Annotated in this window: 19 protein-coding genes; 1 reads left to right on the top strand and 18 read right to left on the bottom strand. The window is 74.6% G+C overall.

Annotated features, from left to right (window positions below):
• Positions 1-34: 34 nt before the first annotated feature.
• On the bottom strand, positions 35-694 hold the full coding sequence (locus tag AC4H2H_RS13700) for a TetR/AcrR family transcriptional regulator (RefSeq protein ID WP_494371367.1): 660 nt from the start codon (positions 692-694) through the stop codon (positions 35-37).
• Positions 695-859: 165 nt separating this feature from the next.
• Here AC4H2H_RS13700 and AC4H2H_RS13695 point away from each other — a divergent pair, with 165 nt between their 5' ends.
• A complete protein-coding gene (locus AC4H2H_RS13695; RefSeq protein ID WP_494371366.1) occupies positions 860-2,296 on the top strand; it encodes an MFS transporter in 1,437 nt (478 codons plus the stop codon).
• Here the strand turns inward: AC4H2H_RS13695 and AC4H2H_RS13690 are convergent.
• From AC4H2H_RS13690 to AC4H2H_RS13610, 17 genes are all read right to left on the bottom strand, one after another.
• A complete protein-coding gene (locus tag AC4H2H_RS13690; RefSeq protein WP_494371365.1) occupies positions 2,250-4,010 on the bottom strand; it encodes an alpha/beta hydrolase in 1,761 nt (586 codons plus the stop codon). The genes AC4H2H_RS13695 and AC4H2H_RS13690 overlap by 47 nt on opposite strands.
• A gap of 302 nt (positions 4,011-4,312) precedes the next feature.
• Positions 4,313-5,539 (bottom strand): acetyl-CoA C-acetyltransferase, encoded by a 1,227-nt coding sequence (locus tag AC4H2H_RS13685; RefSeq protein WP_494371364.1) that lies wholly within the window; start codon positions 5,537-5,539, stop codon positions 4,313-4,315.
• Complete coding sequence (locus tag AC4H2H_RS13680) at positions 5,536-6,729, bottom strand: alpha/beta hydrolase (protein ID WP_494371363.1); 1,194 nt, start codon at positions 6,727-6,729, stop codon at positions 5,536-5,538. Before AC4H2H_RS13680 ends, AC4H2H_RS13685 begins: the two co-directional genes overlap by 4 nt.
• Positions 6,726-7,430 (bottom strand): CoA transferase subunit B, encoded by a 705-nt coding sequence (locus tag AC4H2H_RS13675; protein ID WP_494371362.1) that lies wholly within the window; start codon positions 7,428-7,430, stop codon positions 6,726-6,728. Before AC4H2H_RS13675 ends, AC4H2H_RS13680 begins: the two co-directional genes overlap by 4 nt.
• A gap of 3 nt (positions 7,431-7,433) precedes the next feature.
• Positions 7,434-8,282: a CoA transferase subunit A gene (locus tag AC4H2H_RS13670; protein WP_494371361.1), complete on the bottom strand. Its 849-nt coding sequence runs from the start codon at positions 8,280-8,282 to the stop codon at positions 7,434-7,436.
• Positions 8,279-9,376, bottom strand: a complete 1,098-nt coding sequence (locus tag AC4H2H_RS13665) for an alpha/beta fold hydrolase (protein WP_494371360.1) — start codon at positions 9,374-9,376, stop codon at positions 8,279-8,281. Before AC4H2H_RS13665 ends, AC4H2H_RS13670 begins: the two co-directional genes overlap by 4 nt.
• Complete coding sequence (locus tag AC4H2H_RS13660) at positions 9,373-10,128, bottom strand: 3-hydroxybutyrate dehydrogenase (RefSeq protein ID WP_494371359.1); 756 nt, start codon at positions 10,126-10,128, stop codon at positions 9,373-9,375. The genes AC4H2H_RS13665 and AC4H2H_RS13660 overlap by 4 nt, the downstream gene beginning before the upstream one ends.
• The gene (locus AC4H2H_RS13655) at positions 10,125-10,778 is read right to left on the bottom strand and encodes a TetR/AcrR family transcriptional regulator (protein WP_494371358.1); all 654 of its coding nucleotides are present in this window, start codon (positions 10,776-10,778) and stop codon (positions 10,125-10,127) included. Before AC4H2H_RS13655 ends, AC4H2H_RS13660 begins: the two co-directional genes overlap by 4 nt.
• Positions 10,775-12,364 (bottom strand): class I adenylate-forming enzyme family protein, encoded by a 1,590-nt coding sequence (locus AC4H2H_RS13650; RefSeq protein WP_494371357.1) that lies wholly within the window; start codon positions 12,362-12,364, stop codon positions 10,775-10,777. Before AC4H2H_RS13650 ends, AC4H2H_RS13655 begins: the two co-directional genes overlap by 4 nt.
• Positions 12,361-13,563 (bottom strand): branched-chain amino acid ABC transporter permease, encoded by a 1,203-nt coding sequence (locus tag AC4H2H_RS13645; RefSeq protein ID WP_494371356.1) that lies wholly within the window; start codon positions 13,561-13,563, stop codon positions 12,361-12,363. The genes AC4H2H_RS13650 and AC4H2H_RS13645 overlap by 4 nt, the downstream gene beginning before the upstream one ends.
• The gene (locus AC4H2H_RS13640) at positions 13,560-14,435 is read right to left on the bottom strand and encodes a branched-chain amino acid ABC transporter permease (protein ID WP_494371355.1); all 876 of its coding nucleotides are present in this window, start codon (positions 14,433-14,435) and stop codon (positions 13,560-13,562) included. Before AC4H2H_RS13640 ends, AC4H2H_RS13645 begins: the two co-directional genes overlap by 4 nt.
• Positions 14,432-15,178 carry an ABC transporter ATP-binding protein gene (locus tag AC4H2H_RS13635; RefSeq protein WP_494371354.1) on the bottom strand — a complete coding sequence of 249 codons (747 nt, stop codon included), beginning with the start codon at positions 15,176-15,178 and terminating at the stop codon, positions 14,432-14,434. Before AC4H2H_RS13635 ends, AC4H2H_RS13640 begins: the two co-directional genes overlap by 4 nt.
• Positions 15,175-15,975, bottom strand: a complete 801-nt coding sequence (locus tag AC4H2H_RS13630; protein ID WP_494371353.1) for an ABC transporter ATP-binding protein — start codon at positions 15,973-15,975, stop codon at positions 15,175-15,177. The genes AC4H2H_RS13635 and AC4H2H_RS13630 overlap by 4 nt, the downstream gene beginning before the upstream one ends.
• 1 nt (position 15,976) lies before the next feature.
• Positions 15,977-17,200, bottom strand: coding sequence for a substrate-binding domain-containing protein (locus tag AC4H2H_RS13625; RefSeq protein ID WP_494371352.1), 1,224 nt, complete (start codon positions 17,198-17,200; stop codon positions 15,977-15,979).
• Positions 17,201-17,475: 275 nt separating this feature from the next.
• Positions 17,476-18,777 carry a Na+/H+ antiporter NhaA gene (gene nhaA / locus AC4H2H_RS13620; RefSeq protein ID WP_494371351.1) on the bottom strand — a complete coding sequence of 434 codons (1,302 nt, stop codon included), beginning with the start codon at positions 18,775-18,777 and terminating at the stop codon, positions 17,476-17,478.
• A gap of 879 nt (positions 18,778-19,656) precedes the next feature.
• Positions 19,657-20,211: a DUF1697 domain-containing protein gene (locus AC4H2H_RS13615; RefSeq protein ID WP_494371350.1), complete on the bottom strand. Its 555-nt coding sequence runs from the start codon at positions 20,209-20,211 to the stop codon at positions 19,657-19,659.
• Positions 20,208-21,764, bottom strand: a complete 1,557-nt coding sequence (locus tag AC4H2H_RS13610; RefSeq protein WP_494371349.1) for an amidase — start codon at positions 21,762-21,764, stop codon at positions 20,208-20,210. The genes AC4H2H_RS13615 and AC4H2H_RS13610 overlap by 4 nt, the downstream gene beginning before the upstream one ends.
• Position 21,765: the final 1 nt, after the last annotated feature.

Raw genomic sequence — 21,765 nt, 5'->3', positions numbered from 1 at the left:
GGTGGGTCGGCGGTCGGGATGCCGGTGGCTGCTCTCAGTCGTGCCAGGCGCCGACCCACTCGTCCCAGCCCGGCCCGCCCGCGAGCGTGACGCCCTCGGCGGCCCGCTCGCGCAGTCCGCGCACCACGAGCGCGAGGTAGCGCAGGTGCAGCGCGTCGGACTGCGCGCGGGAGAACGGCAGCGGCGGGCGCAGGTGGACGACGAGCTGCATGACGTCGGCGGCCGTGAAGCCGTCGGGCACGCGGTGCGCGGCACGGTCGAGCGCGACGAGCCGTTCCAGCGCGGCGCGGAGCCGGTCGGACGCCGCGGAGAGCTCGGGCGGGATGCGGCTCTGCGCGCCCGGCGGGCGGAGCAGGGGACCGGACGCCCCGGTGATGTGGCGCGCGAGGAACGCGGCGACCGCGCCGTCGTCGTCTCCGCCGGCTTGCGCTGCGGCGTCGGCCACCGCCGCGGCGAGGTCCGCGACCTCCTGGACGGCCGCGACGTGCAGGGCCTCGACGAGCGCCTCCTTGGTGGGGTAGCGGCGGTACACCGAGCCGACACCCACTCCGGCGCGCTGCGCGACGTCGGCGACCGAGGCGCCGTGGCCCTGGGCGGCGAAGACCTCACGAGCCGCCGCAAGGATCGCGGTGTCGTTCGCCCGGGCCTCGCGCTGGCGGCCGGGCAGGGCCGGGAGGGGGGTGGCGTCGGGCATGCCGTCACGGTAGCCGCGGCGGGGTACGATGGCGAATCGGAACGTAGGTTCCGTTCCGATCCACACCACGACTCCCACCTTGAGAGCGAGTACCCCGTGCCCTCCGGACCCCCCGCGACGACCGACGACGCCCCGCCCCACAGAGCGACCGCCTCGCCCGGTGCCGTGACCCCCTCGGCGGTCCCCGCCGCCGACCGCGCACCGGGCGCGCGACCCGGCCTCGTGACGGCGGCGCTGAGCGTCGTCGTGCTCGCGTTCTCGCTCATGCAGACGCTCGTGGTCCCCGCCCTGCCGACGCTCGGCCGCGAGCTCGGCGCCGGTCCGCAGGGGACGGGGTGGATCCTCACGGCGTTCCTGCTCGCGGGCGCGGTCCTCGCCCCCGTGGTCGGCAACCTCGGCGACCGGTTCGGGCACCGGCGCGTGCTGCTCGGCACGCTCGCCGTCTTCGCCGTCGCGACCCTCGTCGCGGCTGCCGCGCCGAACCTCGGCGTCCTCCTCGGGGCGCGCGTCGTGCAGGGCGTGAGCACGGCGACGTTCCCGCTCGCGCTCGCCCTCGCTCGCAACCTGTTGCCGGCCCCCCGGGTCGCCGCGGCGTTCGGGTGGATCTCCGGGATGATCGGGCTCGGCGCGGGAGCGGCGCTCGTCCTCGGCGGCGTGATCGTCGAGGCGCTGTCGTGGCGGTGGATGTTCGTGCTGGCGGCCGCCCTCGTGGTGGTCGCAGCCGGCCTGGTGCTCGCCTGGGTGCCGACGGCGGCCGTCCCGCCGGTGCGCCGGCGCACCGACTGGCCGGGCATCGTGCTGCTCGCGGGCGGCCTCGTCGGCCTCCTGCTCGCGGTGTCCCAGGGCGGTTCGTGGGGGTGGGGCTCGCCGCGCACCGTCGTGGTGGGCGCCGCGGGCGTCGTCCTGCTCGTCCTGCTCGTGCTCGTCGAGCTGCGCCGGGACGCGCCGCTCGTGGACGTCCGCACGTTCCGCCACGGGCCGCTCGCGCTCGTGAGCGTCCTCACGGTGGCCGTCGGGTTCGTCCCCTACGTCTGCTACGTCGCGCTTCCGGTGCTCATGCAGGCGCCGACGAGCACCGGGTACGGGCACGGGCTGGACGTGACGGCGTCGGGCCTCGCGATGCTGCCGAGCGCCGTCCTGGTCTTCCTCGGCGGCCGGTTCACGCCCGTCCTCGTCGCGCGCGTGGGCGCGGCGGCCACGTCTGGCGTCGCGGTCGGGGTCATGCTCGTGGGGTCGGTCGGGCTCGCGCTGTGGCCGACCGTGCCGTGGGCCGTCGTCGTCGCGTTCTCGGTCCTCGGGCTCGGCAACGGCATCGGGTACGCGATCTGCGCCCAGCTCGTCGTCGCGTGGTCCCCGCCGGCGGAGATCGGGGCCGCGACCGGCCTCAACAGCGTGATCCGGACCGTGGGTTCTGCGGCCGCCGCCCCCGTGGTCGCGGCGCTCCTCGCCGCGGGTGCGACGAGCGCGGACCCGGGCCGGCCGTTCGCCGAGGCGTTCTGGGTCGCGACGGCGGTCAGCGCGGTCGGCGTCGTCGTCGCCGTGGCGCTCGTCGTCCTCAGCCGATCGAGCCGCCCTGCACGGGAGCGTCCATCGCGGCCTTGAGGCGTGCGGTGTCGGCGTCCGACCAGCCGTCGGGCGCATGGAGGGCCGCGAAGCCGTCGGCGTACTCGAGCTTGTAGACGTGCCCGTGGCCGGGCGGGATGTCGGACGCCGCGGCGACGAACAGGTCGCCCGTGAGCTGCCAGAACGTGACGAAGGGGTACCAGTTGACGTCGCCGAGCACGTCCGGGCCGCGCGGCTCGCGCAGCCAGTCGGGCTCCGACCACAGCGTCTCGGGCGACCACCACGTGACGCCGTCGGACGCGTGCTGCAGGTAGACGACGCGCGGGGCGTCCCAGCGGGGGCCCGGTCCCCACAGGTCCGCGACCCCGGTGCGGACCGGGTCGGCCCAGCGGACCTGCCGGCCGCCGTCGAGCACGGGGGAGTACTCGAGCGAGCCGGGGTCGCGCGCGTCGGTGAGCTCGCGCCACAGCGGCGTGAACCCGGGGGTCCCGGTGAACATCGCCCCGTCGGTGCGGGCCTCGAGGTCCTGGACGCCGCTGAACGCGCCCTGCATGCCGAACGAACCGAGCGAGATGCCGAAGGCGACCAGGCGCGGGCGGTCGTCCTCGGGCAGCGCGGACCACCGGTCGTACACCGCCTCGAACAGCGCCTTGCCCGCGGCAGGCGGCGTCGAGCGGTCGCCGACGAAGCTGATCCAGCTCGGCAGGTACGAGTACTGCATGCTCGCGATCGCGGTGTCCCCGCCGTGCATGAGCTCGACCGCCTCGGTCATGCCCGGGTCGACCCAGCCGGTCCCGGTGGTCGTCGCGACGACCAGGACGGACCGGTCCCAGGCGTCCGTCCTGTCGAGCTCGTCGACGACGCGCGCCGCCGTCGCGTCGAGGTCGCCGTCGGGGTCGAGGCCCGCGTACGCGTGGATCGGCTCGCGCACTTCCGCGGGGTCGACAACGTCCCCGGCCTGCGCGAACGCGCGCAGCTCGTCGAGGGTCGGGCCGGACACGACGAACTTGCGCCCCTCTGCGCCGAGCGAGTCCCACGACTCGGGGGACGCGTCGGAGCCGGAGCGCTCGGGCTGGGCCGGTGGCGTGAGCCGTGGGTCGATCTCGTCGTTCGCCGTGGCGAAGATCGAGCTCATCGCACTGAGCACGCCCGACCAGATCACGCCGTTGAAGACGAGCACGACGACGACCGCGACGACCACGCCGCTCACGAACCGCGCGACGGCCGCCGGGACGACGTTGTCGACGAGCAGGCTCAACCAGTGCGCGAGCCGGCGCAGCCCGCGCGCCACCTGGAGGACGAGCAGCGCGACGGCCACGGCGAGCAGCAGCGTCACGACCTCACGACCGGGCACGTCCTCGGACATGCCGAACAGGTGCCGCAGCTCGATCTGGCGTCGTGCGCCCAGGACGAGCGAGAGCGGCACGAGCACGACCGTCGCCCCGGCGAGCACCCACCACGCGACGCGGCTCGCTCGTGCCGTCCACCGGATGCGCAGCCCGACCTTCACGGCGAACCACTCGACGAGCGCCCCGACCCCATACCCGCCGATCGCGCTCACCCCGGAGATCACCGCCTGGTAGTACCAGGCGCGCGGGATGAGCGACGGCGTGAACGACACGCAGAACCACAGCAGCGCGAGCACGAGCCCGGTCGCCGAGAACCGCCGCACCCACCGCCCCCACACCCCGTGCCGAGGACGCTCCTCGTCGACGGGCTCAGGAACGCGGGTCTCCGTCACGGTGGGCTGCACCTCGCGAGCGTAGGCGCGCAAGCGACGATCGACCCGCCGAGACCAGACCAGACCTCTACCTCGTCGGGCCGGGCCTCTACCTCGCGGACCGGGCCTCTACCTCGCGGTCCAGAGCTCTACCTCGGCGCGGGGCGTTGCTGCCTTGCCGGCCGAGGACCAGGGTGGGACGAAGAGGGAGGGGTGGGTGGGGGCGCCGCGTCGTGGAGGGCCTGGCGGGAGCCGCGAGGAACGAGCGGCGGATGGTAGACGCGGCGCACCCACCCACCCCTCCACCCAGGTGACCACGGACCCCGGAGCGGAACTCACGCCTCGAGCAGCAACGCCTCTCCCTGCCCGCCCCCACCGCACAGCCCGACCGCGACCCGCCCGCCACCGCGACGCGCGAGCTCGTGCGCGGCGTGGACGGCGAGCCGGGCGCCGGACGCGCCGATGGGGTGGCCGAGCGAGATGCCGCCGCCGTGGACGTTGACGATCTCGGGGGAGACGCCGAGCACGCGCGTGGACACCGCGACGACGGTCGCGAACGCCTCGTTGATCTCGACGAGGTCGAGGTCGTCGACCGACCACCCGGCGCGGTCGAGCGCCTGGCGGATCGCGCGCGCGGGCTGCGAGTGCAGCGACGTGTCGGGGCCGGCGACCTGGCCCCACGTGCGGACGGTCGCGAGCACCGGTGCCCCGGCCGACTCGGCGCGGGCGCGCGTCGTGAGGACGAGGGCCGCGGCGCCGTCGGAGATCTGCGACGCGTTGCCCGCGGTGATGGTGCCCTCGGGGTCGAACGCGGGGCGCAGCCGGGCCAGGCTCTCGGTCGTCGTGTCGGGGCGCACGCCCTCGTCGTCGCGCACCTCGATGGGATCGCCGCGCCGCTGGGGGACGCTCACGGGTGCGAGCTCGGCGTCGAACAGTCCGTCCTTGGCCGCGGCGGCCGCCCGCTGGTGCGAGGCGGCGGCGACGACGTCCTGCTCCTCGCGTGACACGAACACGTCGCCGGTGTTGGTGCGTTCGGTCGAGACGCCCATCGAGGCGCGGTCGAACGCGTCGGTGAGCCCGTCGCGCGCGACGGCATCGACGAGCGTCGCGTCGCCGAACGCGAAGCCGGCCCGGGACCCGGGGAGCAGGTGCGGCGCGTTGGTCATCGACTCCTGCCCGCCGACGAGCACGACCTCGGCCTCGCCGGACCGGATCATCCGCGTGCCGTCGATCACCGCGGTGAGCCCGGACAAGCACACCTTGTTCACGGTGACGGCGGGCACGTCCCAGCCGACGCCGGCCGCGGCCGCGGTCTGGCGCGCGGGGTTCTGCCCGGCCCCGGCCTGGAGCACCTGGCCGAAGACGACCGCGTCGACCGCGTCGGCGCCGAGCCCGGAGCGCTCGATCGCCGCGCGCGCGGCGACGGAACCGAGCTCGACGGCGGTCAGCGCCGCGAGCGAGCCCTTGAGCCGCCCTTGGGGCGTGCGGGCGGCGGAGACGATCACGACGTCGTCCGGACGGGCTGCGGGAGAGACGTCGGGGGTGTGGGACGTGGTGCTCACTGCTTGACCTCCAGGGGTGCGGACGGCGGTGTCTGCGCGGGCGCCGAGGGTGTGGCAGCCGCTCGTGCGACGGCGTCGTCGACGAGCCCGAGCAGGAGCCCGAGGAACACGTCCGGCTCCTCGAGGTGCGGGCTGTGCCCGACGCCGGGCCGCACCTCTTCACGGTACCCGCCGCCCGCGGCCGCGTAGGCGTCCAGCACAGCTCTCGTCTGGGCGACCATCGGCTGCGGCGGGTGCGTCTCGGCTCCGGGCCAGCCGGGCACGGCGCCGAGCGCGCCGAGCTGCGCGAGGTCGAACAGGGACGCGTCCGAGACGATCGCGTCGGCGTCGCCGCGCACCCACAGCACGGGCGCCGTCGCGCCGGCGGTCGCGAACCCGGAGAGGTCGCAGTACTTCGCGCTGATCGCGTTGTTCATCCCGCGCGTGCCGGGGGCCACGCCCGGCCACGTGTCCGACGCCGCGGTGTCGCCCGGGTAGTTGTCGTCGCCCGTGCGCGTGGACAGGACGGAGTCGAGCAGGAGCTCCTCGATCGCGCCGAGCGGCTCGCCGAGCGACGCCGGGTCGGCGACGTAGAACCGGCGCAGGACGTCGCGCGGCGAGCCGGGGTCCTCGCTGCGGTCGCCCGCGGCGAGGGCCGCGACGAACGCGGGGTTCGCCGTCCCGCCGCCGGTCCCGGCGAAGTCGGGCGACAGGGGCGTGCCGTCGACGTCGCGCGTGCCGCCGAACCCGTACGGCGACATGGGCGCCTCGAGGAGGACCGCGTCGAACAGGTCGGGCCGGTCGGTCGCGAGCTGGAGCACGACCCCCGCCCCGGCCGAGTGCGCCACGGCGACGAGCGGATGCGCGAGGTCGAGCGCGTCGACCAGGGCCGCGACGTCGTCGGCGTAGTCCCGCACGCCGCGCGTCGCGTCCACGGGGCGCACCTCGGCGTCGCCGTACCCGCGCAGGTCGACTGCGATGCCGTGGACGTCGGCAGGGAGGGCGCGCAGCAGCGGGTCGAAGAACGCCGAGGACGAGCAGTTGCCGTGCACGAGCAGGACCGTCGCCCGGACGTCTCCGTCGGCAGCGACCTCGCGCACGTGCTCGCGCCCTCGCGGCGTCGGGACGTCGCGATGGGCGACGGCGCGATCGGCGACGTCACGACCGGCCGCCACTCGGCTCGCGGCAGGCCCGGGCACGTCGCGCGTCACGACGGCGTCCCCGTCGCCTGCGGGGACGGACCCGGTCGGTCGTCCGTGACGTCGAGCGGGGCCGGGTCGAGCGCGACGGTCAGCTCGGGCTCGGTGGCGGCGCGGACCTCGTCGACGCTCACCCCGGGTGCGGTCTCGCGCAGCACGAGCCCGTCGGGCGTCACGTCGAGCACGGCCAGGTCGGTGATGATCCGGTGCACGACCCCTCTCCCGGTGAGCGGGAGGGAGCACGAGCGCAAGATCTTGGGCGACCCGTCCCGCGCGACGTGCTCCATGAGCACGATCACGCGCGCGGCGCCGTGCACGAGGTCCATCGCGCCGCCGGGGCCCTTGACCATCTTGCCGGGGATCATCCAGTTGGCGAGGTCGCCGGCCTCGGAGACCTGCATGCCGCCGAGGATCGCGGCGTCGATCTTGCCACCGCGGATCATGCCGAAGCTCAGGGCGGAGTCGAAGAACGCGGCACCCGGCAGGACGGTCACCGTCTCCTTGCCGGCGTTGATGAGATCGGGGTCGACCGCGTCCTCGGTCGGGTAGGGCCCGACACCGAGGATCCCGTTCTCCGACTGCAGCACGAGGTGCTTGTCGGCCGGGACGTAGTTGGGCACGAGGGTCGGCAGGCCGATCCCGAGATTGACGTACCAGCCGTCCTGGAGCTCGCGCGCGGCGCGCGCGGCCATCTCGTCACGGGTGAGCGGCATGCCTCAGCCCTCCTGGTTCGTGGTCGACGGTGCAGGTCGGACGGTGCGGCGCTCGATGCGCTTGGGCACGTCGGGGCCCACCTCGACGACGCGGTGCACGAACACGCCGGGCAGGTGCACGGCGTCGGGGTCGATCGCGCCGGGCTCGACGAGCTCCTCGACCTGCGCGACGCACACGCGCCCGGCCATCGCGGCGAGCGGCGAGAAGTTGCGCGCCGAGCGGTGGAACACGAGGTTGCCGTGCCGGTCGCCGCGCAGCGCGTGCACGAGCGCGAAGTCGGTCGTGATCGACTCCTCGAGCACGAACTCGGCCTCGGCGTCGAAGGTCCCGTCGCGACCGCGCGGCCCGACGCCGAACGTGCGCACCTCCTTGGGCGCGCTCGCCTGCGCGACGCCGCCCGCGCCGTCGTACCGCTGCGGCAGGCCGCCCTCGGCGACCTGCGTCCCGACGCCCGTGCGGGTCCAGAACCCGGCGATGCCCGCGCCGCCGGCGCGCAGCTTCTCCGCGAGGGTGCCCTGCGGCGTGAGCTCCAGCTCGAGCTCGCCCGAGAGGAACTGGCGCTCGAACTCCTTGTTCTCCCCGACGTACGAGCTCGTCATCTTGCGGATGCGGCCCGCGCCGAGCAGCACGCCGAGGCCCCAGTCGTCGACGCCGCAGTTGTTGCTCACGACCCACAGATCGCGCGTGCCCTGGGCGAGCAGCGCCTCGATGAGCGCGATGGGGTTGCCGCACAGGCCGAACCCGCCGACGGCGAGCGACGCGCCGTCGGGCACGTCCGCGACCGCCTCGGCCGCCGACGCGACCACCTTGTCCAGCCCGGCCCCTCGTGGGGACGTGGTCGTGGAGCTCATGCCGTGACCTCCTCGTCACTCGCCTGCGCACCGCTCGTGACGGCCCGCAGCGTCTCGCCCGCGACGGCCTCGACGCCGTCCGGGCTCATGATGATCGTGTAGTGATTGATACCCGCGACGTCGTGAGTCTGCAGCACGGGCAGCCGGGCGCGCCACGCGGCGAGGTGCTCGGGGGAGTAGAGCGCCCGCGGCTCGTCGAGGAGGCCGCGGGGCGCGCGCAGGAGCACCATCGGCACGCGGAGCGGCCGCTCGCCCGCGAGCGCGTCGGCGAGCGGGCCGCCCTCGTAGAGCTCGAGCGAGTCGGCGGAGACGGCGGCCGCGGACGACGCCGGGCGCAGCGCCGGCGCCTCGCCGACGAGGTCGTAGTCGACGTAGTCCGTGACGACGGCGCCCCACGGCTGGTCCCACGCGCCGGCGAACGCGGGGTGCGCGCGCCAGAAGTCGCGGTACTCGTCGCGGTCGGCGAACGTGCGCTCGAGCCGCTCGACCGCCGGCCCGAGGAGCGCGCGCAGGATCGTGTCGTGGTCGGAGTCGGCGGGCAGGCCGGCGGGCAGCGGGAGCGGGATCCCGCCGTCGACGAGCACGAGCTGCGAGACGCGCCCGGGATGGCGGTGCGCGAGCACGACCGACACGAACCCGCCCATCGAGTGACCCAGTGCGACGACGCGCTCGATCTCCAGGGCGTCCAGCACCGCGGCGAGGTCGTCGGCGTGCGCGCCCATGCCGTACGGGCCGGGGAGCGCGCTGCTGCGCCCGCGCCCGCGCAGGTCCGGCGCGACCACACGGATCCCGGGCAGCGCCGCGACGACGGCCGGCCAGGCCCGGTGCGACGCGGTGATGCCGTGCACGGCGAGGACGGTGGGGACGGGGACGTCGTCACGGCGCAGCCGGTCGCCGGGCCGCGTGCCGTCGTCGTGCCGTCCATCGGTCGAGGGCACCGGGTGCCACACGCCGACGCGCAGCCGCCCGCCGGCGACGGGTACGTCGAGCGTCGCGTACGTGTGGGTCGCCGCGGTGACGTCGTCGGGGGCTGCGGGCGTGGTGCCGGGTGCCGGGGTGGACGCAGCCGAGGCCGTCGACGTGCCCGCGCTCATCGCGCGCTCCAGCCGCCGTCGATGGTCCACGAGGCGCCGGAGACCATCGACGCGTCCGGCCCGGTGAGCCAGCCGACGAGCGACGCGACCTCCTCGGGCTCCACGAGCCGCTTCACGGCCGACTCGGCGAGGAGCACGGTCGTGAGCACCTCGGACTCGGGGATGCCGTGCACGCGCGCCTGGTCGGCGATCTGCTTCTCGACGAGCGGCGTGCGCACGTAGCCGGGGTTGACGCACACGCTCGTCACGCCGTGCGGACCGCCCTCGAGCGCGGTGACCTTCGACAGCCCTTCGAGCCCGTGCTTCGCGGACACATAGGCCGACTTGAACGGCGACGCGACGAGGCCGTGCACCGACGACACGTTGACGACCCGGCCGAAGCCGCGCTCGTACATGCCCGGCAGCGCTGCGCGGACAAGGAGGAACGGCGCCTCGAGCATGATCGCGTGCAGCAGGCGGAAGTCGTCGGGCCGGAAGTCCTCGATCGGGCTCACGCGCTGCACGCCCGCGTTGTTGACGAGGACGTCGACGTCGAGCGTGAGGTCGTCGAGCGCGCGAGTCTCCGCGAGGTCGACGACCCACGCCTCGCCGCCGATCTCGTCGGCGAGGCGCTTCGCGCCGTCGGGGTCGACGTCGGCGACGGTCACGTGCGCACCGCGGGCGGCGAGCTCGCGCGCGCACGCGGCGCCGATGCCGCTCGCGCCGCCCGTGACGAGCGCTCGCCGTCCGGTGAGCGTGGCGGGTGGGGTCACGGTGCTTCTCCCTTGGTCGGTACGGCGAGCGCGCGCTCGATGAACTGCATGGTCTGCTCGAAGACGTGCGGCGGGACCTCGGCGGCCGCGGCGTCGTACGCCGGCGGCTCGGCGCCCTCCTCCCAGCGGCCGCCCCACAGCACCCAGCGCATCCCGACGATCTCGCCGATGCCCATGAGCGCCCACGCGGCGACCTCGGGGTCGACGTCGTGGCCGACCTCCCCGTTCGCGCGCGCCTTGTCGAGCCCGGTCATGTAGCCCTCGACGATGCGCGCGTAGTGCCGGCGCAGCGCACCGGGGGAGACGAACTCGGCCTGCCGCACGATCCGGTAGAGCGCCGGGTGCTCGGCGGTGAAGCGGAAGAACGCCTCGAACCCGGCCCGCTCGGCCGCGAGTCGGGTCGTAGCCTGCGAGCTGCCCTCGATCATCGCGTGCCGCACGCGGCGGTTGAGGTCGTCGACGAGCTCGTCGAACACGTCGATCTTCGACTCGAAGTACAGGTAGAACGTGCCCTGCCCGACGCCGGCCGCCTCCGTGATCTTGACGATCGACGCGTCGTGGTACCCGACCTGCGCGAACACCTGCTCGGCCGCGGCGAGGATCTTGGCCCGCGTGCGGTTGCCGCGGGCGGTGCGGGGCTGCGTGCTCATGAGTCCTCCGGGACGGTCACGCGTTCGACGAGCGAGCGGCGCGACACCTTGTGCAGCGACGTGCGGGGCAGGGACGGGACGAGGTCGAACCGGCGCGGGACCTTGAAGTGGGCGAGCTCGCGGCGGCAGAACGCCTCGAGGTCCTCGGCGTCCGTGGGGTGGCCCGCGCGCGGGACGACGAACGCCGCGCCGACCTCGCCCCACCGGTCGTCGGGGACGCCCACGACGGCGACGTCCGCGACCGCGGGGTGGCACCGGAGGACGGCCTCGACCTCGGACGGCGTGACGTTCTCGCCGCCGACGATGAAGACGTCCTTGATCCGGTCGACGACGCGGTAGTACCCGTCGGCGTCGCGCTCGACGAGGTCGCCGGTGTGCAGCCACCCGTCGCGCAGCACGGCGGCCGTCGCGGCGTCGTCGCGGAAGTAGCCCGCGAACACGCCCGGGCCGCGGACGAGGAGCTCGCCGGTCGCGGGCCCGTCGAGCAGCTGACCGGTGACGGGGTCGGCGACCGCGACCTCGACGTGCGGGTACGGCGTGCCCGCCGACCCGATGCGCTCGCGCGCCTGGTCGTCGGGCAGGCACAGCACGTTCGGCCCGGCCTCCGTGAGCCCGTAGCCCTGCGAGAGCGCGACGCCGCGCCGGTGCCACGTGCGCAGGAGCGGCTCCGGCATGGGCGCGCCGCCGACGACGGCGTGGCCCAGGGACGAGAGGTCCGCGTCGGCGAAGCCGGGGTGCTCGGCGAGCAGCAGGTAGTTCGTCGGGACGCCCATCATCGTCGTGACGCGTCGCTCGGTGATGAGCTGGAGCACGCGCTCCGGCTCGAACGTGCGCTCGAGCACGACCGTCGCGCCCGTCCACCACGCGAGCAGCGGCTGGATGTTCCACCCGCCCGCGTGGAACTGCGGCAGGACGCTCAGCACGACGTCGTGGCTCGTCAGCTCGACCGTGCGCGAGAGCGACAGGTTGGTCCAGAAGCAGCTCGCGTGCGTGAGCAGCGCGCCCTTGGCCGTGCCCTGCGTGCCGGACGTGAAGACGAGGAGGAGCGGGTCGTCGTCGCGCACCGGCCGGCGCTCGGGGGAGGGCACGACGGCCGCCGTCCCGCCCGCGACGGGCCGGCGCGACGGCGGAGGCACGTGCGCCTCGACGCCGCTGCGGCCGAGCTCCGTGCGCTGCGGGGGCAGGACGAGGCGGTCCAGCGCCGCCTCGGCCAGGCCGGAGAACTCCTGCTCGACGAGCACCAGCGCCGGGTCGGCCTGCTCGAGCTGCGCCGCGAGCTCGCCGGGCGACAGCCGCCACGACAGCGGCGCGAGCACGAGCCCCGCCTGGGCGCACGCGAAGAAGAGCACGACCTGGTCGGCGCTGTTGCCCGTGACCGTCGCGACGCGGTCCCCGACGCCGTACCCCGCGTCACGGAACGCCGTCGCCAGGGCGCTCGCGCGCTCGTGCAGGTCGCGGTACCGCAGGGTGACGCCGCGGTCGTCGACGGCGACGCGGTCCGGCGTCGCGAGCGCGCGGTCCCGCGTCCAGCGCCCGAGGGTGTGCAGGCCGTCCTGCGAACGGGAAGGGTGGTTCGTCGTCGTCATGCCACCTCCTCGAGGCGCTCGCGGGACTCCTCACGATCCTCCCGCGGGCGTCGCCGCGCGGCGAGGCGCGACGCCGCGCCGGCGATGCCGCCGGGCAGGAACATGACGACGAGGATGAAGAGCGTCCCTAGGATGAACAGCGGCTCGCTGAGCGGGACGCGCAGGACGGCGGGCAGGTCCGCGACGGCCTCGGAGCTCGCGAGGGTGCCGAGGCGCTGGTCCAGGATCGTGTAGAGCACGCCTCCGACGACCGCGCCCCACCGGGAGCCGACGCCACCGAGGACGACCATGACGAGCAGCGTGAGCGTGAAGTCGGCGGACGTCGCACGCGGGACCGCGCCCGACTGCAGGAGCAGGTACGTCATGCCGACGACCGTCGCGAGCGTCGCGGCGAGCACGAAGACCAGGAGCTTGACGAGGTACGGGCGTCCGCCGATGACGCGGACGCGCATCTCGTTCTCGCGCGTCGCCGCGGCGACGTGGCCCGCGCGCGAACGCTCGACCCCCAGGACGACGAGATACACGACGACGAGCACCGCGAGCGCGAGCCAGTAGAGGTTGCGCGTGTTGAGCACGCCGACGAGCGCGTCGGGGACGTTCGCGGTCGAGAGCGCGAGCCCTTCCTCGCCGCCGGTCACCCCGCCGGGGTTGCGGCGCACGAGCACGTTGCCGGCCTGGGCGAACGCGAGGGTGACCATCGCGAACGAGATACCCGTGACGCGCAGCGAGATCGCGCCGACGACGTGCGCGAGCACGATCCCGCCGACGAGCACGAGCACCGCGGCGGGCAGGAGCGGGATCTCGGTCGTGTCGAGCACGATCGCGAGACCGTAGACGCCGGCCGCGAAGTACAGGGCGTGGCCGAAGCTCAGCAGGCCCGCCACCCCGAACAGCAGGTGGTAGCTCAGCGCGAGCGCCCCGATGAGCCAGCACAGCGCCATCATCTGCAGCGCGCCGGGCGTGTAGGTCGGGCCGGGCAGGACGCCGGGCACGTGGATCGCGAGCAGCGGCAGGCAGGCGAGCAGCGCGACGAGCGCGACGCCCGCGAGCGTGCGGACGAGCGGGCCCGACGGCGCGCGCCGCGCCGTGCGTAACGGGGCAGCGGGTGTCGGGCCGTCCGGGCCGGAAGGAGAGGTGCGGTCCGCCGTGGAGGACGCGCCGCCGTCGGGCAGGCTGCCGGGAGCGGTCTGGGTGGTCATGCGGCTGCCCTCCCGAGGAGGCCGGTGGGACGGACGAGGAGCACGAGCGCGAGCAGCAGGACGACGATGAGGTCGCCGTACCCGAGGTAGTAGTTCGCGAACTGCTGCAGGACCGCGACGAGCACGGACGCGACCGCGGCGCCGGTCAGGGAGCCCAGCCCGCCGATCACGGTGACGATGAACGCGAAGATGAGCAGCGACCCGCCGAGGTGCGGCGAGACGTAGCCGAAGTACTGCGACGCGAGCACCCCGCCCAGCCCCGCGGCGGCGCCGCCGACGGCGAAGACGAGCGTGAACGCCTTGCGCACGTCGATCCCGAGCGCGGTGACCATCGACCGGTTCTCGACGCCCGCGCGGATGATCAGGCCGTAGCGCGTGCGCTTGAGGAACAGCACGATCGCGCCGAGCACGAGCGCGGCCGCGGCGATCGCGACGAACCGGTCGTTGGGGATGGGGGCGCCCGCGAGGTCGGTCGTGCCCTTGAGCCACGTGGGTCCGGAGATGAACTCGGGGTCCGAGCCCCACATGCCCTCGAACAGCGCGACGGACGCGAGCGAGAGGCCGACCGTGACGAGCACCTGCTCGATGTGCCGCTCGTACAGGGGGCGGATGAGCAGGAGCTCGGTGAGCGCCGCCGCCCCCGCGCCCACGACGGCACCGGCGAGGAGCGAGAGCGCGAACACGCCCCACGAGTCCGCGCCGAGCGTCCGTGCGACGAACCAGCCGCCGAACGCGCCGAGCGTGAGGAACGAGCCGTGCGCGAAGTTGAGGACGCCCATGAGCCCGTAGATCAAGGACAGGCCGGACGCGACGAGGAAGTAGAGCGCACCGAGGCCGAGGCCGGTAACGAGGAGCAGGACGATCGTGCTCATCGGGCGACCTCCGAGGTCGGTTCGGGCTCGGTGTCGGCGTGGACGCCAAGGAGGTGCTGGACGCGCTCGGGGTCGTCGAGGAGCTCGCGCGCCGGGCCGGTGTGCACGACGCGGCCGGCGTCGATCACCACGACGCGCTCGGCGAGCCGCTCGATGACCTCGAGGTTCTGCTCGACGAGCAGGATCGGGACCGTGCGGGCGGCCTCGGCGAGCGCGTCGGAGACCTCGCCGACGATCCGCGGCGCGAGGCCCTTCGTGGGCTCGTCGACGAGGAGCAGGCGGTTCGCGTTGAGCAGCGCACGGGCGAGCGAGACCATCTGCTGCTGCCCGCCGGACAACGTCCCCGCACGCTGCGCGGCGCGCTGCACGAGGTCGGGGAACAGCTCGGCGACGAGCTCGCGGCGCGGGTGCGCGTCGCGCTCGGCGAGGCGCAGGTTCTCCGCGACGGTGAGCCCGGCGAAGACCTCGCGGTCCTCGGGGACGTAGCCGACGCCGCGGCGCACGATGCGGTCGGTGCGCTCGCCGTCGACCCGCTCGCCCGCGAGCAGGACCTCGCCCCGGCGCTCGATCAGGCCGAGCACCGCCTTGAGCGTCGACGTCTTGCCGACGCCGTTGCGGCCGAGCACCGCGGTCACCCCGGTGGCCGGGACGGAGAACGTCACGTCCTCGACGACCTGCTGGCCCGCGATGCGCGCGGACAGGCCGCGGACCTCGAGGACGGGCGTGGGGTCCGGGACGTTCATGCGGCGTCTCCTGCGTTCTGGGTGGCGCTCTCGCCTGCGGTCACGCCCAGGTAGGCGCTCTGCACGGTGGGGTCGGCCATCACGGCCTCGGGGGTGTCGCACGCGAGGAGCTCGCCGTGGTGCATGACGGCGACGCGGTCCACGAGCCCGAGCACGACGTCCATGTGGTGCTCGACCATGAGGACCGTGCAGCCCGTGGCGTGCAGGTCACGGATGACCTCGACCAGGCCGGGCACGTCGGCCGACGACACCCCGGCCATGGGCTCGTCGAGGAGGACGACGCGCGGCTCCGTCGCGAGCAGCACCGCGATCTCGAGCTTGCGCTTGTCGCCGTGGGAGAGGTCGCCCGCGGCGACCTCCGCACGCCGGGTGAGGCGCACGGTCTCGAGGTGGCGGTCCGCCTCCCGCGTCGCGGCGTCGCCGCGACGCGGGAAGCGCAGCACGGACAGGGCGCCGCCGAGGCGCCCCTGCGCGGCGAGCCGCACGTTCTCCCGGACGCTCAGGCGCGGGAACAGGCTCGACGTCTGGAACGTCCGGCCCAGCCCGGCGCGGGCCCGCGCGGCGACCGACGTCGTCGTCACGTCCGCGCCCTCGAGGAGCACCGTCCCGCTCGTCGGGCGGTGGATCCCCGAGACCAGGTTGAACAGCGTCGTCTTGCCGGCGCCGTTCGGCCCGATCACGCCGAGCATCTCGCCCTTGCCGACGGCGAGGCTCACGCCGCGCAGGATGCGTGCCCCGCCGATCTGCAGACCCAGGTCGCGGACCTCGAGCGCGGGGAGGGTGTGCGGCTCGCCCACGTCAGCCCGCCTCGGCCGGCGCGACGTCCTCGGCAGGCACCTCGGCGACGAGCTCGGGGACCCACGCGTCGCCGTCGGCGACCAGCTTGACCTGGTACATCGGCTGGACGAGCGCGTGGTCGGACGCCCGGACCGTGGTGGTCCCCTTGGGGCCCTCGAAGCTCCAGCCCTCGAGCGCGTCGACCATGGCGTCGACGTCGTCGCCGCCCTCCTCGATCGCGTGCACGATCATCTGCGCCGCGACGAACCCGTCCGGCGTGAAGAGGTCGGGCTGCTTGCCCGCGGCCTCGACCGCCTCGAGCATCGCGGCCTCGACCTCGGTGCCTGACGCGCCCGGGAAGTAGTGGTTGAGGAAGTCGACCTTGCTCGCCGCGGCGCCGTACGCGCCGTAGGTGGCGACGTCGCCGAGTCCCGTGACCACCGTCGTGGAGTCGAGGACGCCCTGCTGGTCGAGGCCCTGCCACATGGCGCCGGACGTGGCGCCGGCCCACGCGACGAACACGAGGTCCGGCGCGGCGTCGGCGATCTGGTGGGCGAACGGCGTGAACTCCGTCGCGTCCTCGGGCACCAGCACGCTCGTCACCTCGGCGCCCTGCGCGCCGAGGACCGCCTCGACCGCGGCGAGGTTGCCCTGGCCGAACGCGTTGTCCTGCGCGAACACGACGACCTTCGCGCCGTCGGGGTCGACGAACGTGCCCGCCGTCGCGACGTCCTGCAGCGACTGGCGGCCCGAGCGGAACGTGTAGTCGTTGATGCCCGTGAGGCCGTCGACCGCGGCGGGGCCCGAGATGTAGAGGACCTTGTTCTGCTCGGCCTGCTCCGCGAGCTTGAGCGCCACGCCCGACACGACCGTGCCGCCGAGGATCTGGTAGCCCTTGCCGATGAGGTCCTTGGCCTGGCCGACGGCCTTGTCCGGGTCGCCGCCGTCGTCGTGGAACGTGACGTTGAGCGGGCGGCCGTCGACCTCGCCCGTGCCGTCGGTCGCGTGGTCGAGGCCCGCCTGGAAGCCCTCGTAGTAGGCCTCGCCGTACGCCGCGAGGGGGCCGGTCTTCGAGTAGATGATGCCGACGTCGACCGGCTCGCTGCTCGCGCTCGTCTCGCCGCTCGCGTCCTGGCCGGTGTCGCCGCCGGTCGCGTCCGTCGGCGCGCACGCGGCGAGCGCGAGGCTCGCGACCGCGAGCGCCGCGACGACGAGTGCCGACCGCTGGGACTTCTTCGTCCGCATGACTTCGCCCTTCGTTGGGTGGTCCTGGGGAGCCGCCGCTCGAAACATGAGAGGCGATTCAGGTTGCGGGAATCATGCGGCAACGCACGCTGCGGTGTCAACCCGTCGAGCACGGGCGCCTGGTCACGATCGGGCAACGGGCGCGCGGAACCGCGCAGCCTCCGGTCGCGCGCCGAACCCGGGGTCACGGGCGGGTTCGACCGAGTCGCGCCCCGCAGCCCCGGGTTCGGCAGTCAGATCCAGGATTCACACGGGTCGACGGCGGTCCGTTCGCCTCAGTGCTCGAGGCGGTCCTTCTCGTCCCCGATGAACTCCTTGACCTCGTCCGGGAGGTCGTCGCGGTTCATGTCGTCCGTACGGGGGTGCCGCACGTCCCAGCGCAGCGCGATCGCCGCGAGCACCGCGGCGATCGTGGAGGCTGCGAGGATCGCGATCTTCGCGCCGTCGGCGTGCTCCGCGTCGGGGAACGACAGCTCGGCGATGAGGAGGGAGACGGTGAACCCGATACCCGCCAGGAACCCCACGGGCAGCAGGTCCCGCACACCGATGCCCGCCGGGAGGCGGAGCGGCGTGAAGCGCGTGACGAGCGCGGTGACCCCGAGGACGCCGACCAGCTTGCCGAGGAGGAGGCCGAGGACGATGGCGAGGACGACGGGCTGGGTCACGACCTCGCCGACGGGCGTCTCGCCGCCGACGAACGACACCCCCGCCGCGAAGAACGCAAACACGGGGAGCGCGATGCCCTGGGAGACCGGTCGCATGACGTGCTCGAACCGGTGCGTCCGGGACTCCTTCTCCCCGTGCACGAGCAACGCCGGGACCGTGAAGCCGAGCAGCACCCCGGCGATGGTCGCGTGCACACCGGACTCGTGCATGAGCGCCCACGCGACGACGGCGACCGGGAGCAGGAACCACCAGCGCGGGCGACGCACCCGGACGAGCACCGCGTACAGCGCGACGGCGAGCAGCGCGAGACCGAGGTAGCCCCACTTCAGGTCCTCGGAGTAGAAGATCGCGATCACGACGATCGCCAGGAGGTCGTCGACGACGGCCAGGGTGAGGAGGAAGGTGCGGATCGCGACAGGAAGACCACGCCCGAACACGGCCAGCACGCCCAGCGCGAAGGCGATGTCGGTCGCCGTCGGGATCGCCCACCCGTGCAGAGCGCTCGAGTCGCCGTTCACCAGGAGCACGACGACGAAGATCAGCGCCGGGACGATCATCCCGCCGACCGCCGCGAGCATGGGGACGCCCGCCTGCTTCGGGTTGCGCAGGCTCCCGGCGACGAACTCCTGCTTGAGCTCGACGCCCACGACGAAGAAGAAGATCGCCAGCAGGCCGTCGGCCGCCCACGTCTCGAGCGTGAGGTCGAGGTGCAGCGGCGACGACGGACCCACGACGGTGTCCGAGAGCGCGAGGTAGGAATCGTGCCACGGCGAGTTTGCCCACAGCAGTGCCAGGATCGCGGCGCCGATGAGCAGAGCGCCGCCGGTGGTCTCGCGGCTCACCCACCGGCGCAGCCGGCTCCCGGCGCCGGGCGGGGAGGTCGCGTGGGGTGTCGACGGGGTGTCGCTCATGGTGCTCCTGGGGTCGTGAGACGGCAGCACGGCCCGCACGTCGCGAGACCGTGGCCGACCAGACTTCCCGGCACACCGCCCACGATCGTACGGGGTCGGCCCGCCCGGAGGACGACCTGTCCGGCTCCCGGCCATCTTCGCGGCCGGTGTCCCGCGCCGCCACCCCGCCGCCGAGGTAGAGGCCTGGTCACGCGAGGTAGAGCCGTGGTCGGTCGAGGTAGAGCTGTGGTTCTTTGTCGGACGGCGCGTGGTGGGCCTGGGTGGTCGGGGTGGGTGGGGGCGCCGCGTCTATCATCCGCCGCTCGTTCCTCGCGGCTCCCGCCAGGCCCGACCACGACGCGGCGCCCCCACCCACCCCGCCCGACGTCGTCCCGCCCTGGTCGTGGCTCACCCGGGCAAGGCCCGCGGTGTCGCGTCGAGCATGTCGCTGCGGCTCGTCCCCGAGCGGTTGGCTAGCGCGGTCGCCTGCCCGCCCTGTTGGGGACCGCATGGTCGGCACGGGGGCTGCCCGGCACCGTGGCGCGCGGCCGTGCGCGACGCGGGCCGCGCCGTCGACCGACCACAGCTCTACCTCGCGCGACCACGGCTCTATCTCGGCGGACCGGGCCCTGCCCCGGGCGGGACGACGGCTGAGCGGGTGGGGCGGCGTCGGATGCGAAGGGCGTCAAGTCCGCGCTCCTCAAACCCACACCCGACAGACCACGGTGACAGCGCGGACAGCCCGAGCACCGGCGCCGCCCCGCACGCGGACCCGACCACAGCACGCCCAACCCGCCCGAGCACCGGCGCCGCCCCACCTGCGGACCCGACCATGAGCCGCTCAACCGGACCCGACCACGAGCCGCTCAACCCACGGCCGACGCCGACGGCGGGCCGAGGTCAGTCGGTGGTGGCCTCGGCGAGCTCGAGGAGGCGCGTGATGGTGTTCCAGTTGCGGCCGGTGACCGGGGTGCCGGCCGCCTTGGAGAGCACCGCCGCTGTGAGCTTCGACCGTCCGATCCCGTCGGGGTAAGCGACGTAGAGGACGCTGTGCGCGACGGCGGCGCGTTCGCTCCTGGCGCGGGCTTCCAGCGTCGCCGGGGCGGCGGGGTCGACGGGGGACTCGCCGACGTGGACGAGGAGGGCCGCCGGACGGTCCTGGGCGTCGTCGGGCAGCGGGTTGCCCTGGACGATCGCGCGGAGCTGGTCGGTGGTGAGCACGGCCACGGCCGCGTCGACGCCGAAGCGGTCGGCGACGGCGTCGTGGAGGACGCGGGCGACGTCGTCGGGGCCCTTGGCGCCGGACGACCCGGGCGCGACGACGAGGTTGCCGCTGTTGACCACGGTCCGGGCGTGCGCGAAGCCCAGCTCGTCGGCGAGCGCGCGGAGCTCCGTCGACGGGACCTTGCGGCCCCCGACGTTGACGGCGAACAGCAGCGCGACGTACGCGGTCACAGGGCCTCCCCGGGTCGACGGTCGGACCAGGGTGCAGCCTGCTCGAGCTGGGCGGCGAGCGCGAGCAGCAGGGCGTCGTCGCCGTGGTCGGCGCCCAGCATGACACCGACGGGGACCGTCCGTCGCGCGTGTCCCGGGTCGGCGACGTGCGTCTCGCCGAGCGGCAGCGAGATCGCGGGTCGTCCCGTGAGGTTCCACACGCTCGTCCACGGCGTGAACGCGGTCTGCGCCGCGAAGTCCGCGGCCGGGTCGACGTCGAGGCGCTGGCTGCCGACCAGCGCGGGGGGCTGCGCGAGCGTGGGGGAGAGGACGACGTCCACACCCGCCCACGCCGCGGCGACCTCGCGCGTGAGCTGCTGCACCCCGGCCAGCGCGGTCGCGTGCTCGAACCCGCTCACCGCCCGGCCGCGCTCGCGCAGCCACCGGGTGAGCGGCACCAGCAGGTGCTCGCGGTCCGGCGGGACGGGCGCCTGGAGCGCCCCGACCGACCACAGCGCCGCGAACGCGTCCCACCGCTCCGCACCGAACGGCGGCGCCACCTCGACGACGTCGTGCCCGAGGCCCGCGAGGAGCGCCGCCGTCGCGCGGGCTGCGTCGGTGCACGCCGGGTGGACGGGTGCGCCGGCGGAGATCACCGGGTCGAGGAGCAGCCCGACCCGCAGCCGACGGGGCGTGAGGACGCTCGCGGCGACGAACGTCCGCGGGAGGGCGCCGTCGTCGCCGAGCGCGCGGCGTGTCGTGCCGCCCGTCGGGACGTACCGCCCGTCCGCGGAGGCGCCGGCGAACGTGTCGCCCGGCCACGGACGGGCGAGGACGTCGAGGAACGCCGCCGTGTCGCGCACCGATCGGGTGAGGACGCCGTGCGTGGCCAGCCCGGCGCCGTCGACCCCGTACGGGCCGGGGCTCACGAGCCCGCGCGAGGGCTTGAGGCCGACGAGCCCGCACGCGCTCGCGGGGATGCGCAGCGACCCGCCGCCGTCGCTGCCGTGCGCGACGGGGACGATGCGTGCGGCGACCGCCGCGGCGGCACCGCCGCTCGACCCGCCCGCGGACCGCGCGAGGTCCCACGGCGTGCGGGCGGTCGGGCCGACGTCGGGCTCGGTGTAGCAGGGCAGGCCGAGCTCGGGGGTCGACGTCTTGCCGACCATGACCGTGCCCGCGGCGCGCAGGAGCGTCACCACGCCGTCGTCGTACGGCGCGGGGAACGGGTCGATCGCCGCGGACCCGGCCCGGATCGGCACCCCCTCGACCATCGTGAGGTCCTTGACCGGGCACGGGACGCCGAGGAACGGGGGCAGCCCGCCGTCGTCCACCGCGCCGCCGGCAGATGCGCGCGCGGCGCCGCTGCGCCGAGCCGCGACGAGCATGGCCTCTGCCGCAAGGGCCTGCGTCCGCGCGAGGTCGGCGGTGACGACCGTGAACGCACCGACCGCCGCACCCGCGGCCGCGGCGGCCTCGAGGGTGGCGTCGAGCGCCTCGGTCGGGGAGGCGTCCCCCGCGCGCAACGCGGCGGCGAGTGCAGTCGCGTCGAGGTCGAGCAGGTCGGAGCCCATG

The sequence above is a fragment of the Cellulosimicrobium sp. BMG9.22 genome, from assembly GCF_059159975.1.
This window is presented reverse-complemented; position numbering and strand designations above follow the sequence as displayed.

What these genes read in the sequence shown, in the direction of transcription:
- AC4H2H_RS13610 (WP_494371349.1), bottom strand. Translation starts at nt 21,764, where the DNA reads ATGGGCTCCGACCTGCTCGACCTCGACGCGACTGCACTCGCCGCCGCG.
- AC4H2H_RS13655 (WP_494371358.1), bottom strand. Translation starts at nt 10,778, where the DNA reads ATGAGCACGCAGCCCCGCACCGCCCGCGGCAACCGCACGCGGGCCAAG.
- AC4H2H_RS13670 (WP_494371361.1), bottom strand. Translation starts at nt 8,282, where the DNA reads ATGAGCTCCACGACCACGTCCCCACGAGGGGCCGGGCTGGACAAGGTG.
- nhaA (WP_494371351.1), bottom strand. Translation starts at nt 18,777, where the DNA reads ATGAGCGACACCCCGTCGACACCCCACGCGACCTCCCCGCCCGGCGCC.
- AC4H2H_RS13675 (WP_494371362.1), bottom strand. Translation starts at nt 7,430, where the DNA reads ATGCCGCTCACCCGTGACGAGATGGCCGCGCGCGCCGCGCGCGAGCTC.
- AC4H2H_RS13650 (WP_494371357.1), bottom strand. Translation starts at nt 12,364, where the DNA reads ATGACGACGACGAACCACCCTTCCCGTTCGCAGGACGGCCTGCACACC.
- AC4H2H_RS13625 (WP_494371352.1), bottom strand. Translation starts at nt 17,200, where the DNA reads ATGCGGACGAAGAAGTCCCAGCGGTCGGCACTCGTCGTCGCGGCGCTC.
- AC4H2H_RS13645 (WP_494371356.1), bottom strand. Translation starts at nt 13,563, where the DNA reads ATGACCACCCAGACCGCTCCCGGCAGCCTGCCCGACGGCGGCGCGTCC.
- AC4H2H_RS13640 (WP_494371355.1), bottom strand. Translation starts at nt 14,435, where the DNA reads ATGAGCACGATCGTCCTGCTCCTCGTTACCGGCCTCGGCCTCGGTGCG.
- AC4H2H_RS13700 (WP_494371367.1), bottom strand. Translation starts at nt 694, where the DNA reads ATGCCCGACGCCACCCCCCTCCCGGCCCTGCCCGGCCGCCAGCGCGAG.
- AC4H2H_RS13665 (WP_494371360.1), bottom strand. Translation starts at nt 9,376, where the DNA reads ATGAGCGCGGGCACGTCGACGGCCTCGGCTGCGTCCACCCCGGCACCC.
- AC4H2H_RS13635 (WP_494371354.1), bottom strand. Translation starts at nt 15,178, where the DNA reads ATGAACGTCCCGGACCCCACGCCCGTCCTCGAGGTCCGCGGCCTGTCC.